The sequence below is a fragment of the Photobacterium japonica genome (genome assembly GCF_050337005.1).
Classification (GTDB): domain Bacteria; phylum Pseudomonadota; class Gammaproteobacteria; order Enterobacterales; family Vibrionaceae; genus Photobacterium; species Photobacterium japonica.
In genome coordinates, this window is the sequence record NZ_JAKJSN010000028.1 from 1 (window position 1) to 16,843 (window position 16,843).

Genomic DNA, 16,843 nt, shown 5'->3' on the forward strand with positions numbered 1-16,843 from the left:
CATGTAACACGATATGGGTATAGTTACTCATTACCGCATACGCACAGATATCAATCGAGAACACCCTTGCCAGGAAAAGCAACCGCTGTTCCACCCAAGTACGTCGATGCTCATAACACTTCCCCGTTAGCGGATCTTTTCCGCAAAGGAAGGTTCTTCTCACACATCGCGATACACAATGGTAATAAGGCGTGTCGGTTAAACTCACTTGTGTTTTTCTTGCCTTGGGCATGATGGCCGGCTCCCTTTTTCATCCATGAAAAATGAAGCCTAGAACACAGGGCAAGAAAGTACAAAAGTATGGGTGTCTTGGTTGTTCTCGTGTTCTCGCGTGCCGTCACACGGGTATCACGCGTGATATTGAGAGTGGAAGACGTCCAGCAGAGGTTATGGCTGACTCGGGACATGCTGACTTATCGACGTTGAGTATTTACATTAGCCGGTCGGTAGAGAGTAGAGCTGAATCGGCGATGAACAAGCATATATAACCTGATTATCTGATCGTAATAATACGCATTATTACGGTAACAAGCTGTAATATAAGGGGGTATTCACCCCCTCTACCACTTCTTACGTCTTGTTATCAATCTTACTGGTGCTAGTAATGTGTATTATTTGAACTTTCTCGTTTTAAATTCGGCGCCAGCTTTCCAGTCTGATATTTTCATGAACCTTATCGTACCGACGTCGTGCTTATCAAAGATATCTACAATTTTTTGATGATAAGCAATGTACCCCATGTCTGAGCCGGCGATTGGGAAAATGAGTCGTTCTTCTTCTGGAATAGCGTCAAGGATCTCATCTGACAAAGACATACGGTTAAAGAAATGGCGTTTAGAACTAGGGTCGTAATCTATAATATCGGACATAACATAATCTATGGCTGGTAAAGACGCGTAGGTGTTAAAGAACCAATAACCCTCATGGTATTGCTGATTACGGTCGATTATCACAGCTGGATAAAGTTGAAAATTATTAATATCGTAATCAACCAAGTCTAGATAAATATCATTGTTCACAACAAGTCTTTGTATGCTTATATGAGCTTTAGTTGGTTCGATTTCAATTTCCTGACAGGAGTCTTCTAGAAATATGGGTTGTTCACCATAGTTCAATTTAACCGAACGCGGTCTTCTGTTGTTACTGTCGACCGTTAACTTCAGAAATAATACTGCACCATTTTCATCACTCTGGTGAAATGCAAGGTAATATTGTTCATTATATTTGCTCATCGAGTTATTTACCTATTTTCGGCGTCCATGTGCCTTTGAATGTAATGGTTTTTGAGTTCCCCTTTGGGGGCTTACTTGGTTTGCCTGTTCGCTTGCTGATCTTATTTGGGTCGTGTTGCGACCTTAAATCGACCCCATCGTGGCTTGCTGTTAACTCATGGCTTCTCCCTAGCTTACAATCGCATTCATTTATAGCTTCTGGATCGTATGTCTCAAAGTTTATTATTGCTTCATCGGTAATTATTTGATTTGCACATCCAATTTTACTATCAGGGTCAAAATTTTCATAGATAGTAGTAAGTGGCAGAATAAAACGGTTTATTGCTTTTAATGAAGCTCAGGCATGAGGCTCAGGCATGACATCCATATTTAAGCCTTCACAATTTAAAGTTTAATCATGACAGCCATATTTAAATCGCATCCATCAACAACGCCTTTTCTTCAGCAAACAGACGTATTTTGCCCTACAGTTTCCCTTGCACCGACGACCAGCATGAATAATTGGGATCTGATCGCTGTCATATAGAGTGTTCAGTCAATTTCTTGCATAACAAAGCCTAGCCACCTGGCTAGTCAAACATGGGGGGATGGCGGTAAGTTTATCAGGCTGCGTTTAACAGCCGTCGGCAAGCGCTTAGTCCTTGAGTGCGTCGCTGACCGATATGATGGTGGTACTCTCGCAATAAGTGTTCCTTACCGACCGCGCCAGAAAAGTTTTTCTCTAGATAACAGGATAGTTCCAACCAATTTTCTTCACTTARTCCCAAGCGAGCAACAATATTGCGTGCATTRTCTGAGATAGCCCCTTTCTTACCATCACGAATGGCACRTCCCGTTTCATCSACAAGCARYAAATAATCRGTAAACACAAAGGGCAAGCCCTTAGGCATATTGGCGCGAGGGTTACCYACGAAAGGAAGAAGTGTTCTCGGTTGGAAACKGGATTTCGCGGCATTTGCGCGATTTTTAATGCTGGTATGGGGAGAGGTTTCAGGTGTTTTAGCCATTCCTGCCCGAAYAGGATTCAGGTCAACATAAGCCATACACGCAACCAAAGCCGCCTCATCAAGCAGGGCTTGTGACTTGAACCGCCCTTCCCAAAAACGTCCGGTGCAACCGTCTTCTTGGTTGGCTTGTCGGGCTATCGGCTCATTGAGCAGGCGCATGAACCAACTRATATCGTATAGCCGCTCRCGCCAGTYTTCWGCRATCCRCTCRACCGCCAGTAACTGTGCYTTCTCCATGTGRCTTCGTTGACTTTCATCCAGCCAAGTATTGGAGAGGTAATTCCCTTTGCACACCCGATGCCAGCGCGTAATGACCTCTTCCGTTGACCAACGTTGAGCTTGTTCAGCATCCACATGTAACACGATATGGGTATRGTTACTCATTACCGCATACGCACAGATATCAATCGAGAACACCCTTGCCAGGAAAAGCAACCGCTGTTCCACCCAAGTACGTCGATGCTCATAACACTTCCCCGTTAGCGGATCTTTTCCGCAAAGGAAGGTTCTTCTCACACATCGCGATACACAATGGTAATAAGGTGTGTCGGTTAAGCTCACTTGTGTTTTTCTTGCCTTGGGCATGATGGCCAGCTCCCTTTTTCATCCATGAAAAATGAAGCCTAGAACACAGGGCAAGAAAGTACAAAAGTGTGGGTGTCTTGGTTGTTTTGTTCATGCAAGTGAACTTTCTAGAATATTTTCTTGAGATTCTCTTTTTTTTATTCTTCTAAACTTTACAACCCCCATTGTTTTAGAGGACTCACCGTAGAACCGACCATCCATTTCGGTTACTACGTCTCCCCTACTTTTCTTTTTCCATTCAATTTCAACCAAACCAGTGAACCTTTTGGTTGGTGGGGTATCGATTGGAGACTCATATCTGTAGATCAGACGGCCTCTTTTTTTTCCAAAACCTGAAATCAGACTCATCTTAGTTTCAAAATGCAAGTTTTTTGGCGCATCCGAACGCCATCCCTCAATTAAAACTCCATCCTTATCATGAGAAATTTCTGCGATCCGGATCTTAGTCGGAGCTTGGTCATGAGTCGCTTCATCAGGTTCTAAATCCGGAATGTTCTCATATTCCCAACTACCAACAAAGTCAGCCTGCTCATAATAATTACGCAAGAGAGGAGAAAAAACAGCAAATAATGCAACCGCAGCTACTAGAGAAAGAATAGATACCAGTGAAACATCAATTTCGAAAACATTAGATAGCAGCATCAATAGTAACGCCGCAGTGGCAATAAAAAACCTAATAGCCAACCCAATAACATTCATTCCCAGTAAATAGACAAGAAACCGCTTAAATTGTTTATTTTTGGGCCAAAACTTTTGCATTAGTTCCATCCAAAATCCTTATCATTACAGATTGTTAAACATAATACTTTTTATATAAATGCTCTAGTCTAATATTCCATACACACCACTAAAAATACCAATTTACAATTAAGATTATTGGCATTAATAACACACCAGCAAATTATACATGTAAACTTAGTAATAATTTAACATGTCATATTCTTCATTTTTATCATTCGTAATATGTCACGGTTAATTGTATAACCATGAAAAATTAATGTTATTTATGTGCTATACATACAAAAACGGCATGCCGAGGCATGCCGTTTTGTTAGTTATAAGCGTTATGTCATCACAAAGGATTACGCTTGTGCTTTCTTACGAGACTTCGCTGCTGGACGCGGTTCGTCCATCAAGCCTTTCACCAACGATACCGTTGCAATCAACAATACGATAGTGAATGGGAAGCCTGTGGTAACCGCCATCGCCTGTGCGGCAGCTAAGCCACCACCCAGCATAAGGGCAATCGCGACCAAGCCTTCAAACGTACACCAGAACACACGTTGTGCCGTTGGTGCATCCACTTTACCGCCCGCAGCGATGGTGTCGATAACCAATGAGCCCGAGTCAGCAGAGGTGATGAAGAAAACAACCACTAGTACGATACCAACCAGTGACGTGATTTCAGTCAGTGGCATAACGTCTAGCATCGCGAACAGTTTCAATGGCAGTTCAGCATTGAATACCGCTTGGTAACCATCGTTCACGTACTGGCTAATTGCCGTGCCGCCGAACGCTGTCATCCACAATACACATACGGTTGATGGGATCAAGATAACGCAGATGATGAACTCACGCACTGAACGACCACGAGATACACGCGCGATGAACATACCCACGAATGGTGACCAGGAAATCCACCATGCCCAGTAGAACGCAGTCCAGCCTTGTGTGAAGTTCACATCTTCACGGCCAAACGGCATAGATAGCGCACCAATGTTAGAGAAGTACGCGCCTAGGTTCTCGAAGAAACCGGTGAAGATGGCCATAGTTGGACCAACCACAATCACGAACAACAGCAGCAACGCCGCCAAGCCCATGTTGATTTCTGACAGACGCTTAACACCGCTATCCAAGCCCGCAACCACCGACATCAACGCCAGTGCAGTGATCACAACAATCAGTACCACTTGCGTGGTTTCTGTCATTGGGATACCGAACAAGAAGTTCAGACCGGTCGCCGCCTGAGAGGCACCGTAACCCAATGATGTCGCCAAACCAAACACCGTTGCGACAACCGCAAGGATATCAATAATGTGACCTGTCCAACCCCAAATACGCTCACCAAACAGTGGGTAGAAGATTGAACGCATGGTCAATGGCAAACCTTTGTTGAACGAGAAAATCGCCAAGCCCAGCGCCAATAGTGCGTAGATAGACCACGGGTGCAGTGCCCAGTGGTAAATCGTTGCTGCCATACCCAATGCTGATGCAGCTTCGGTGTTACCGATGGCACCCGCCAGTGGTGACCAGTCAGTACGAACACCGTCTTCAACGGTTACGCCACCCAATGCTGCACTGAAGTGTGACATTGGCTCTGATACGCCGAAGAATACCAGACCAATACCCATACCTGCAGCGAACAGCATGGCCAACCAACCCATATAGGAGTAGTCAGGTGTTGCTTCTGTACCACCGATGCGAACACGTCCAAGCGGCGTGACGATCAAGACCAAACAGACAACAACAAAAATGTTACCAGCAGAAAGGAAGAACCAATCCATGTTGGATGCTAACCATGAACGCAGGCCAGAAAAGAACGGCTCTACATGTTCTCCAAATGCGAGTGTGACTATAACGAACAGAACAATAAAGAGTCCTGAAATAGCAAACACGCGGTTATGGATATCGAGACCAAATGGCCCTACTTTTAAAGCAACGTTATCTTGACCAATTTGGTAATCGGTGTCGATTGCGTTGACTTTGCCATCGGGGCGTTGGATCCCGCCATTATTATCGGTACTCACGAATTATCTCCTTAAAAATACGTGACCGTTTACATCTTATTTTCTGTATCTGTGATAGCTTTTTGTGGGTTCTATTACAAAATCGTACAAATAAGCATCATTTTAGAGAAAATACTCTAACACCAAGTTTAACGATAAAAAACGCAATAACACATTGCATGTTTTCATCGTTACGATAAGTTTTATTTATCGTTTAAAATCTATCCCTTTGTTTTTAATGCTATTTAAGCATAAGCCCATTGCACGGTTTGTGACTATTGCCACAACGCCGACAGCGGCATGTCAGGGTCAAAATGGTATTGCAACTGCGCTTGAAGAAGCTCTGCCGTGGCTAACGCATCCGTTAAGGCATGATGGGGTTGGTAGGCTGGCAAACCATAACGCTCGCGCGCATGGCCTAAGCGTACAGAACCGGGTTTCTTGCCTTTTAACCAGTTGAGCCACCCAGCGCATTGTCGACGTTGTAACGCATATTCAATGTCTAGCGTGTCAACGACCGGAAATTGAATACCCTCACCAATGCAGTTAACTAACGCATGATGAAAAAATTGGCGCTCAATGTTTTTATAATGCACCAGCACCACTTTTCCGGCCATGGCCTCTAAAATGGGGGCCAGTAATGTATTGAGCTGCGGGGCATTTTTCACGTCTGAATCGGTAATCCCGTGGATCACCACCGACGATTCATTCAGCTCCCGATTTGGGTTCACCACCCAATGCCTGGATCCATTACATTGAATACGCGCCAAGGTAAACGGCACCAATCCAATAGTGAGGATGGCATCGTTTTGGGCATTTAATCCCGTCGTTTCAAAGTCTATAGAGACAAATGGCACGTCTTTTAACGGCGTATCACCGCTCACCATGGGAGTGGCATAGTAGGCTTTAAGGCGTGGATCGGTGGCCTCTGTGGCCAACTGTTGAAACAACGTTGGCCAGTCTGGCGTGCCGGACGTATCCAGCAGCGGCGCATCGCCTGCATGTTTGCTGAAGAGTCGCCTCATTTGCCGCTTCTCTGATAACGGAACTTCATGTAGTTCTGTGCGCTGCTTAAGATTTGGAACGCGGCTTTCAAATTACGGCGTTCAAAATCAGACATATGCTCAGGTTCAATGTTGTTATCCGGTTTTTCACCATTTTCAATATCCAACGCCTGATGTCGGATCCTCACCATGTAGATCAGCTCCATGGCGTCTTTTAAGTCCATGCCCCGCCCTTTCGGCAAGATGCCAGCATCATTGATGTCATCCAATCGCTCAAACGAGTTTTGCGAACGGGAGCCCATCGCCAACGCATGCACGCGGATCAAGTCAGCCATTGGTGCGGTACCACGGCGCTTCAAGTTTATCGAGTTACGGTGACGGCCATCTTTTTCCATCACGAAATCTTTAAAGAAGCCCAATGGCGGCGTACGGCGAATGGCGTTATAGGCCATCGCAGCCAAGAAACGGTTGTTCTTTTTCGCGCGACGTACGACAAAACTGCTAAGGTGTTCGGCCCATTTCAATCGGCCATGCACCGCCAACAAATCAAAGAAGATATTGCTGTTAAGCAGGCGTTCCGGCGTTGGGTTATCAATCCAATTGGCAAAACACTCTTCCCATTCTGCACGGGTTTTTCGCCATTCCGGATTGGTCGCCATGATATCGCCAGTGCAATATTCGTAACCACACTCTGCCAAGCCGTCACACACAAACTTGGCAAACTGCGCGAAGTACTCGCCATGCAATGCTTCATCGTAGCTATTATCTAAGATCAGGGCGTTATCTTGGTCGGTCACGATCAATTGTTCATCACGGGCCATCGAGCCCATGGCAATCAAACAATACGGGATCGGTGCGGGGCCTAACTCTTGTTCGGCCAATTCGGCCAATCTCTGTTTGAAGCTGCTGCCAATCACTGACATGGCGCGACCGATCATGTGCGCGTTGGCGTCTTCACTTACCATACGCACGAAGCAGTCTTTCACCTGCCCCGCCACTTGCTTGAGTTCATCAACGCTGGTTTGCTGATAAATGGTGCTGACCAGCAACAGACTGTTCTGCGATTCATAACGCACAATGTCTGTCATACCAATCACGCCGATCGGCTTCTTGTCTTTTAAAATAGGAAGGTGATGGGTGTTGTAACGCAGCATGGTCAGCATGGCTTCAAACACATACGCGTTGTAGTCCAGCGAGATCACATCGGTGGTCATCACTTCACTGACCATCAAATTGGTATCAATGCCCTGCGCTAGTACGCGAATGCACAGATCGCGATCGGTCAAAATACCCAATAACTGATCGTCATCGTCTTCCGTAGTTTCATCCGGCGAACGCACAATCAACAGCGCAGTAACATTCTCTTCCGCCATCAGCATGGCCGCTTCTTGAATGGTCGCTGTTGATGGTAACGTGACAGGGTCACGGCTTAAGATTTTGCGGGCTTTGGCGGTGGTAAAGTCATTGCCATCCGCTTGGCTGGAAACGGCGGTACGAAGGCGAGCGCTGTCTTCTAACTCCATAAAGTCAGCAAAGTTTTCAAACTCATCACACAACGCAATAAACAGTTGTTCAGGAATACAATATACCAGCGTGTCTTCAATCGCTTTCACGGGCATACGCACGCGGTTATTCATGAGCAAACCCATTTGCCCAAACAAACCACCCGAATCAATGCGGTTATACAGTTCACCTTTACGGCGATACACTTCTACGGCACCACTACGCACAATGTAGAGGTCGCGAATATCATCACCAAACTTCAAAATATCACTGCCCTGCCGGAAGTAAGCCACTTCGGCATTCATCGCAATGTTTTTAAGATGCTCATCGGGTAGGTCGTCAAAGGGGGGGTATTGGCTAATGAAATTGAGGACTTCTAACTGCTCAGCTTCCATTCATTTATTCCGCACATAGCCTAATCATCAGCAATAAATATCACTGAAAACCGCATCAATCAACAACTAAATCATTGAAAATGATATGAATAACCGCGAATTTACCGAATGATATCTCGTCATTTCGGGACCGTTGAGAGTGCGTTTTTTTGACTCTCGCTATTTAACGCTTCTGTTTTTTTCTTTCATATTAACAGGATAGCCAACACATCCTGTTACGCAATTTAAAAAAACAGCGCTTTTTATTTAACAAAAAACCGGAAAAAAAGAAGGGATAAATAAATACAACACATCGTTCACTCAGCTGCATATTACCGTTAATTTTGTGCTGCGGAATGAGTGCAAAAAGGAACAATTCAGTTTAAAGACCTGTATACCTAAAACTGTCCTAGAGCTGCCCCGCTCAGACACAGGGCGTCCCTCAAAGGCACTGCAACAACGCACCGCGTTCCTTTCGGCACACCGCGCGCTGTTTTACATCTCAGCTTGGATCTCGTTTAACGCCTCACGCAATTGCGTCAATGATACCGCTCCGGGAATGGCCCATTGCTGGTTAATCACTAATGTTGGCGTCGAGTTCACACCATAGGCTGCTGCCAATTGACGGTCTGCTTCTATCTCATGATGTCGCTGTGGATCGGGCATGTCCTGTTGGAAACGTGCTGTATCCAATCCGATTTCACCCGCAAGTGCAACCAGTACGGCGTCATCAGCAATATTGCGGTTTTCATGCAAATGCGCATGAGTGATAGCATCAAAGTAGTCCCAATATACGGCTTCGCTGCCCTGTTCTCCCCCTTGTTGAGCGGCCGCTTTACACGCCACCAGCCCAGGAGTTGAAATTGGATAATCAAACGCTTGGGCACGCATGCCTTCGACATTGATACGCTGATCATCGTCGGCTTTGGCACACTGCGCCCAGTGACCCATAATGATCTGTTTGGCTTGTGCGACCGAGCCAAATTTTTCGATTTGATCCTCACGCGTGGCGGTTAACGCAAAGGCGTGATGGTGAATATCAAGGTCAAATTCTGCGGCTAATTGACGTAAACGTGGTGATAACACGTAGCACCAGCCACAAATCACATCGTGGAAAAAATCAATTCGCAGTGTCGGTTGTTGCTTTTTGCTCATGGTGGTTCTTAATCCTGTCTAATTCATGCGATTCGCCGCACGTGGGCTCATTGTTAGGCGATCAGTACTCAGTGGCTTACAGCCAATCCAGTTGCGGCCCTGCCGGCACAATGCCGTAAGGGTTAATGTGTCGATGCGAAAAGTAGTAGTGCTGCTTCATGTATTCGATATCAATCGTGCGGCGAATACGTTCATCGGCAACAAGATCACGCATATAACGATATAAGTGCGTAAATGCACGCAATGGCTGTTTATTGGCCTTAAAATGCACTTCGTACACGGCTTCAAAACGCACTAACGTCGGCAGTAAAAATAAATCCGGCAACGTGACATTGTCACCCAGTAAGTACGTGGACTGACTCAGGCGTTGATCAAGCTGTTCCAAGGCTGCGAACAAGGTGTCACTGGCAGCATCATACGCGGCTTGTTCGGTGGCGAATCCCACCTCATACACTTTGCGGTTCACGTTTGCATGTAGCCATTGGTTCAGTGCGGTGATCTCCACCTGCATTGACGCGGGCACTAATTCAACCGGATGTTTGGCCAATGGCAGCCAACGAGTCGCAAGATCCATCGCCATGGCAGCTGAATCGTTACTGGCAATGGTCGCCGTCTTTTTATCCCACAGTAGCGGCACGGTGACGCTGCCGGTGTAATCGGCTTTGGCTTTCACATACAACTCAGCCAGCTTCGTGCTGCCGTAGAGGGGATCGACATGTGTTTCATCAAATTCCCAACCATCGGCATAACGCTTGGCCGCCACTGACGACACGGAGATCGCTGCCTCTAAGCCAAGATAAGCAATCACCAAATACGGCCGATGGGCAAACGGACAAGCCAGCGACATATATAAGTGATAACGCTCTGCTTCAACCTCGCTAGGTTGTGTAAACTGATCAATATGTGCCAGCTCACTTGCGTCTTTGTTCGGATACCAAATACCTTGCTCTAATACCGCCATGCTCAACCTCGCTCAGTTGGACCGTTATTTCGCGAATAATTATTTTGCGAATAACTGTTTCGCAAATTCACGTTTAGCCTTATCGCCTTATAGCGCACTTTCAAATGTCGCCATCAGGGCTTTCAGCTCAGCAGTGGTTTCGGTATCAAACTTACCCGCTTGGTATTTGTCGTAAAAACCACCCAAGCTGTACGTACCTTTCACATCACCGCCCCACCAAGGCATTAACTCGGCCATGGTTTTTAGGTTCGTTGCGCCACCGTTCGCACCCGGTGATGTGCTCACCAATAACACGGGCTTTTTTTCATCCCCAAAGAAGGAGGTGCCTTGCGGTGCCACACGAGACAACCAATCAATGGCATTTTTTAAGAAAGCCGGCATCGACCCATTATGCTCCGGTGATGCAATGATCAACGCGTCGTACTCATTCAGGGTAGCACGCAGTTTCACCGCGTCTTCCGGTACGCCTTGGCCTTCGACATCCAGCCCATACATTGGTAACGTAAAATCGTTCAGATCCAACGTGTTCACATCCGTTTGGGTCGCATGTGTCGCCAATGATTGAATTAAAATGTTGTGGATAGACTGGCTATTATTGCTACCGGTAAATGCAAGAATCTTCTTCATGGGGAGTCCTATTTTCTCTTCTTTTTCTGTCTACGGCTGACTGTCTTGGCAGCGCCTCTCTCTATGACAATAAGAATAATTGACTCACCTTAATGAATAAATACCATTATAGTGACTATATTGTTCACCAAAGCGGAACAATGGTATCCGCGATATAGGGCATAATACCCACCATCACCCACACAGCAGTACCCACAGCAATACCGAGGATTATGTGGATAAGATAAGAGCATTGACCGTGTTTCGACGTGTCGTAGAACTGGGCAGTTTTGTGGCAGCAGCTGACGATTTAAACCTGTCTAAGGCAGCCGTAAGCCGGAATATCAACGAACTCGAAAGCTATTTAAAAAGCCCATTGATCAACCGCACAACCCGTCAGTTGCACATTACCGATAACGGCCAACTGTACTACCAGCAGGTCTGTAACGTATTAGACGCTTTAAAAAACGCGGACTTATCGGTGATTGAGTCCTCTCAGCGCCTAACTGGCCGATTAACGATCAGCGCCCCGATGTCATTGGGCATTGTGGAGATCAACCCCATCATCTGCGCGTTCATGCAGGCGCATCCGGAATTAACCATTGATGTGGTGATGAGTGATGAAGTGATGGACTTGATCGATCAGGGAATCGATGTGGCCATTCGTGGTGGCGGCGAAATGGGTAACTCCAGTTTACGTTCACGCAAACTGTTCGATATTCGCCGCGTGCTGTGCGCCTCACCCGCGTATGTCGACCAAGCGGGGGCGTTGCAAACACCGGATGACATCGTGAACCATCGCTTACTCAGTTACAGCCTGTCGTCTACCGCCCGTCGCTGGACGTTTAAACAACACGATATGGTCAAGGCCATCGACTTACCCCCGAGTGTGTATGCCGTGAACAGTGGCCTCGCGTTAACCCAAACCGTCTGTGCCGGTCACGGTATTGCACTACTGCCCGATTTTTTTGTGGAGAAAGAGTTGGCGTCTGGTGAGTTGGTGGAGTTGCTGCCCGAATGGCAGATGGACAAACACGCCCTGTATATTGTGTACCCTTATCACAAAGAGCAATCATCCAAAGTCAGGGCCTTTATTGATTTTGTGGTGAAGCATTTTGAAGAAAAGCACACCGAGTACAAATACGCAACGCTCAAATAAAAAAGGAGCGTTTATACGCTCCTTTTACCGTCAGTCCAATCACTGTGTACGGGGCAACACGTTAGGAATGTGAAAAACACTGCCTTGTCACTAGGCCCCATTTCTCATCTTGATACATGTCTTCCTCAAACTTACCAGCGGTGTAATCTGTCACGACATCACGCCAAAATTTGACAGCATGATCGGCACCCGCTACTTGTTTGATTTCCCACGCGCCTCCTAACTGCTCGAAAAGGCGTGTAATAAACTGCTTGCCTACTTTGTTCTTTCTAAAACAAGGCAAAACGTAAAAATCACAAATCTCATAGGCTTTCGGTGATTTCTCATCAATCGCCGTTAGTGCTGCTGGCACACCGTCAACATACAGCAAGTAACCTGAAACATGACCTTCAATTTTCGGATAAATCTCAAACAGGCCATTTTCATTCGGCCTGTCATCAATAATCCGTGAAAACTCTGCCGCGTAACCTTGGTACAAATTTGCGTATACCTGTTCATTACCGATATCGACTTTAACGATATTCATACTTGCTACCTTGGTATAAAAAAAGCGTTCAACGTCCCTTTTATTCTGCCGAACGTGCAATTAGTTTTCGGCGACCTCAACCTCAATACCAAAAGGTCGCATCGCATCGAGCAAACGGGGAATATTATCGCCCCACTGGTTAGATATCACGACTTGCTCACCGGACGACAACGTCAGCCTGTCGGTCGGCGTGCTGTACCAGCGATCCAAATTGTTATCAGCAATCTCACTGACCAATGACACCACGCGCTTTAAATTGAACGGCAACAAAATGTCATGTATGGCCTGTAAGCTGCTTGGCTGATGGTCTTGAATCCAGTATGACAACACCGCGAATGCCAGTTTACGTTTGTTATAGACGCCGCCTTGGAAGCGGTATTTAGTGTAATCACGCTTTCCCTTGCGGCTCACGCGCTGTTCATCACGTTTTTCACGGAATTTGACCTGATATTCTTCCAACTCTGGCACCGGAATAATGTGTTCAGCATTAATCAGCACATCGTCTTTATAACGGTATGGTGTCAATCGCACACAACTGATGTCGATCCCTTTATCACGTAACCAAAGTACGGAGGTGGTCAACTCTTTACCGAAATCGGCGGAAGCCAAAACAATGCGCACGTCATTACCGAAATCATCCAAGCTGCTTTCATCCAGCCCGACAAAATCCAGCATCAGATCCCTTGCGTTTTGCTCTCTGCCTTCTTTTTGTAAATAGCGCTGAAAATAGTCACACGCTTTATCAAACGTCATGGTGGAAATCATCGCGGCGTAACGCAACGCCTGCAGATCCATATGCGCACCGACTTCATCACGCTTTAGTTCAATGACGACTAAATTGGCATTTTTATCGACTGCTAATAGATCAATGCGGCGGCGGCTGTCTTCCCAATCAGAAAATTCTTCCGAGATCACCAAGCAATCTGGCGCGATAGCCTCAATGTTCCTTTTTAGTGCCTCTTGCAAGTCCTGACGCTCTTGCAATCCTTCGGCCGCAAAAGTCGTTGGCGATAATGCCGTTAAGCTTTTATTGGAAATGTTATAAAGACTCATGATGAAAGTAATACGAAAAATAGGATGGAAGCGAGTATACATGAAGTAAATACGCCCTCACCATGGCGGCATACGATTTAAGAATTAACCATTATGAAAAGCGCGGGGAGACGACAGGCAGAAAGAAAGACAAACAGAAAGGTAGCTGTCGTGCCCTATCCCTCGAACGCGGTATAGAACACGACACATCATTAAAGCAGCGAGATTAACGTGCTTTCATTTCACACAGCTTAATGGCATTACCCAATACGTGCAGACAGGTCAAACGGCCGACACCACCCGGTACGGGCGTGATAGCAGCGGCTGAAACAACATCTTCATGGTGTTTAATATCACCCACCAGCTTGCCATCAATACGGTTAATACCAACATCGATGATTAATTGGCCTTCCACAAATTGGCTATTGTCTAGCGTGCCGTGATAACCCGTTGCCACCACGATCACATCAAACTGCGTCCAATCAACAGACGCGATATCAGAACGGCTATTGAAGCTTGATACCGTGCTCTGACGGTTGATCAACTCAATCGCCAGTGGCTTACCGACAATATTACTGCGCCCCAGTACCGCTACTTTAAGACCGGCGAAATGATTATCGCCAGCTTGGTTAGCATAATGATGCTCAATGATGTCAATGACCGCTTGTACCGTACACGGCAATACGGCATTTTGACCCAATACCAACTGACCCAATGTTTCTGAGCCGAAGCCATCCACATCAACCGTTGCTGGCAAATCGGGTGCCACAAGGCCGTTCGGTAACGGTAATTGGAACAACATTGGGTGATCGGCACGGGCAGCCAGACCATCCAAATCCGCTTGTGTGGTACCATCGGCATCCAGCGTGATGTGTTCGCATGGCAAACCCAGCTCATCAAACAAGCGGATTTTATTGCGTACATACACTTTACTGGCCGGATCGTCACCCACGGTCACGATAGTCAGTTTTACATCGAATTTTTCTGCGTCAATTTTCGCTTTCAACGCGGCCATTTTTGAATCGTACAGGCTACTGATTACTTCTTTCATGATACCCACTGCTTATTGATTATGTGTATTCCCTCATGCGCTTGATTCTACTCCAACAATGGCATTGGGCAACCCATGTCTGCAGCGAGCGGGGGTTTTGTTGAAATAACGGACAAAGGCGCGCTTAGCGTCTAAAATACAACCACTCACGCCATTTAGCTGTGGAAGTGGGAATTTTTGTGCTGTCATTCACCTTTCCGACAGAACACTTACGCTACCATGCTGACTTAGGTTTTCCCCAACAAGAGAATAGATGATGGATCTCTTACTGCTTAGCAATGGTAAAGTCGCCGGCAACACAAAAGTGATGGAATTTGCCCTACCCGCAATCACCGAATTACTGACGCGTAAAAACGTGAAAAATGTCGTGGTGATTCCCTACGCCGTGATCCGTGGCAGCCACGATGATCGCGCAGCAATGGTGGCAGACAGCCTAAGCCATCTTGATGTCAACGTGACAGGGTTACACCAAGCCGCCGATCCGGTGGAAGCCATCCGTAACGCGGATGCCATTATCGTCAGTGGCGGTAATACGTGGGTTCTGAACAAAACCCTGCATGATTTAGGCTTAATTGGCCCGATTCAGCAAGCTGTTATGCAACGCGGTGTGCCGTACATCGGCTGGAGTGCAGGCAGCGTAATTAGCGCACCGACCATTCGCACCACCAACGACATGTGTATTGTCAGCGCAGCCATTACCCCGTCACTCAGCTTTGTGCCATTCCAAATCAATGCGCATTATATTGATGCGACCATTGAAGGCCACATGGGCGAAACCCGTGATGAGCGTATTGAAGAGTTTTTGATTGTGAATCCGCACCAATCGGTGATCGGTATTCCAGAAGGCTCATGGTTGGCAGTAACAGATAACACGATGACCTATGAATCCGCCAATGAAAAACCGCTGCATTGGTTCCGCTTGAATCAAGATCGCTGCACCATGGCACCGGGGACGGATGTCAGTGAGCTGCTGGGCTTAGATTGTTAATACCTAGTTGCTAATATCTAGTCGCGAATACGATTAGATCACTAATATATGATTGTTAGCGCATGACCCACAAAAAAAGCACAACGCCATGTTGTGCTTTTTTATATTCATCGGTTTCTGTGTATCGTCGGTTATTGACGCGATACGGCATATTGCCTAGACGATTTTCTTCGGCAACCGCACCATCGGGATCATCACCGGGTAATCCCCCGCATGTACTTCATCCATCATCTCAAAGCCATGGCGTTCATAAAAGGCCATGTTCATCGGATGCGAACAGATCAAATACGCCAATTGTTTTTCTTCATCACACACTTTGGTGACACTTTCCATCAAGACAGAACCCGCACCCCGCCCCCGGTTGGCACTCTCAGCACCAATAAACGGTAAATACCAATGAGGCCGATTTGGCGTATAAGGGCTGAGTTTTTCACCCAGTAAAGCCAGTGTTTCCTGCTGCTGTTCGTTTGTGGTGGAGCGCAATAAGGCGTCCATTCTATCTTCATCCGGCTTCACACCCGGCGGTAACCACAGTGCGCCACAACCATTGTGATATAGCGCTGTACCAGTCGCAAACGCTTGACCGCCACACGCCATGATCCATTGTGGCATCGTGTTGATATAGACATCATTATCGGGCCAGCACCAACGGGCTGTCGGTTCAGTCGAAAACCCCATGACGATACTAATAATAACTTGCGATTGTATATCGTCAGGTACCCGACAAGACAATTCGATGCTGCTTCCGTTCATTCCTCTGCCACCTTTTCCAGGTCTATATAGATACATCGACATACTCACGCCGATATCGAGACATCAATTATCTACTGCGCAACGGTCAGCGCGGCATTCAGTGCCAGAATAAATATCAATACTGGGAGCAACCCCGCTTAACTTGGCCTGATGCCCCGCATCACTTGCCCAGTAACCATAC

General features: G+C 46.6%; 14 protein-coding genes and 1 pseudogene. 2 read left to right on the forward strand and 13 right to left on the reverse strand.

Annotated elements, in window-relative coordinates; translation table 11 throughout:
* From L4C36_RS12105 to L4C36_RS12145, 9 genes and pseudogenes are all read right to left on the reverse strand, one after another.
* A pseudogene (locus L4C36_RS12105) lies at nucleotides 1-232 on the reverse strand (transposase); the annotation flags it as partial.
* A 379-nt stretch (nucleotides 233-611) separates the two neighbouring features.
* A complete protein-coding gene (locus L4C36_RS12110; RefSeq protein ID WP_428478064.1) occupies nucleotides 612-1,232 on the reverse strand; it encodes a hypothetical protein in 621 nt (206 codons plus the stop codon).
* 1,682 nt (nucleotides 1,233-2,914) lie between these two features.
* Nucleotides 2,915-3,592 (reverse strand): hypothetical protein, encoded by a 678-nt coding sequence (locus L4C36_RS12115; RefSeq protein WP_428478065.1) that lies wholly within the window; start codon nucleotides 3,590-3,592, stop codon nucleotides 2,915-2,917.
* Between the two features lie 314 nt (nucleotides 3,593-3,906).
* Nucleotides 3,907-5,571 carry a BCCT family transporter gene (locus L4C36_RS12120; RefSeq protein ID WP_428478066.1) on the reverse strand — a complete coding sequence of 555 codons (1,665 nt, stop codon included), beginning with the start codon at nucleotides 5,569-5,571 and terminating at the stop codon, nucleotides 3,907-3,909.
* 254 nt (nucleotides 5,572-5,825) lie between these two features.
* Complete coding sequence (locus L4C36_RS12125; RefSeq protein WP_428478067.1) at nucleotides 5,826-6,575, reverse strand: 3'-5' exonuclease; 750 nt, start codon at nucleotides 6,573-6,575, stop codon at nucleotides 5,826-5,828.
* Complete coding sequence (locus L4C36_RS12130) at nucleotides 6,572-8,452, reverse strand: DUF294 nucleotidyltransferase-like domain-containing protein (RefSeq protein WP_428478068.1); 1,881 nt, start codon at nucleotides 8,450-8,452, stop codon at nucleotides 6,572-6,574. Before L4C36_RS12130 ends, L4C36_RS12125 begins: the two co-directional genes overlap by 4 nt.
* Nucleotides 8,453-8,926: 474 nt before the next feature.
* Entirely contained in the window at nucleotides 8,927-9,586 is a 660-nt protein-coding gene (locus L4C36_RS12135; protein ID WP_428478069.1) for a DsbA family oxidoreductase, read from the reverse strand.
* A gap of 76 nt (nucleotides 9,587-9,662) precedes the next feature.
* Nucleotides 9,663-10,547, reverse strand: coding sequence for a glutathione S-transferase C-terminal domain-containing protein (locus L4C36_RS12140; RefSeq protein ID WP_428478070.1), 885 nt, complete (start codon nucleotides 10,545-10,547; stop codon nucleotides 9,663-9,665).
* A gap of 87 nt (nucleotides 10,548-10,634) precedes the next feature.
* A complete protein-coding gene (locus L4C36_RS12145) occupies nucleotides 10,635-11,174 on the reverse strand; it encodes an NADPH-dependent FMN reductase (RefSeq protein WP_428478071.1) in 540 nt (179 codons plus the stop codon).
* 214 nt (nucleotides 11,175-11,388) lie between these two features.
* Between L4C36_RS12145 and L4C36_RS12150 the strand changes: the two genes are divergently transcribed.
* Nucleotides 11,389-12,312 (forward strand): LysR family transcriptional regulator, encoded by a 924-nt coding sequence (locus L4C36_RS12150; RefSeq protein ID WP_428478072.1) that lies wholly within the window; start codon nucleotides 11,389-11,391, stop codon nucleotides 12,310-12,312.
* Between the two features lie 61 nt (nucleotides 12,313-12,373).
* On the opposite strand, the gene L4C36_RS12155 is transcribed toward L4C36_RS12150, so the two are convergent.
* The 3 genes from L4C36_RS12155 to L4C36_RS12165 form a co-directional block, all read right to left on the reverse strand.
* A complete protein-coding gene (locus L4C36_RS12155) occupies nucleotides 12,374-12,838 on the reverse strand; it encodes a GNAT family N-acetyltransferase (protein WP_428478073.1) in 465 nt (154 codons plus the stop codon).
* Nucleotides 12,839-12,898: 60 nt separating this feature from the next.
* Nucleotides 12,899-13,891, reverse strand: a complete 993-nt coding sequence (locus tag L4C36_RS12160) for a hypothetical protein (protein ID WP_428478127.1) — start codon at nucleotides 13,889-13,891, stop codon at nucleotides 12,899-12,901.
* Between the two features lie 205 nt (nucleotides 13,892-14,096).
* Nucleotides 14,097-14,921, reverse strand: a complete 825-nt coding sequence (locus tag L4C36_RS12165) for a tetrahydrofolate dehydrogenase/cyclohydrolase catalytic domain-containing protein (protein WP_428478074.1) — start codon at nucleotides 14,919-14,921, stop codon at nucleotides 14,097-14,099.
* A 256-nt stretch (nucleotides 14,922-15,177) separates the two neighbouring features.
* Between L4C36_RS12165 and pepE the strand changes: the two genes are divergently transcribed.
* Complete coding sequence (gene pepE, locus L4C36_RS12170) at nucleotides 15,178-15,909, forward strand: dipeptidase PepE (RefSeq protein ID WP_428478128.1); 732 nt, start codon at nucleotides 15,178-15,180, stop codon at nucleotides 15,907-15,909.
* 156 nt (nucleotides 15,910-16,065) lie between these two features.
* Here pepE and L4C36_RS12175 read toward each other — a convergent pair whose 3' ends face one another.
* Nucleotides 16,066-16,662, reverse strand: a complete 597-nt coding sequence (locus tag L4C36_RS12175) for a GNAT family N-acetyltransferase (RefSeq protein WP_428478075.1) — start codon at nucleotides 16,660-16,662, stop codon at nucleotides 16,066-16,068.
* Between the last annotated feature and the right edge of the window lie 181 nt (nucleotides 16,663-16,843).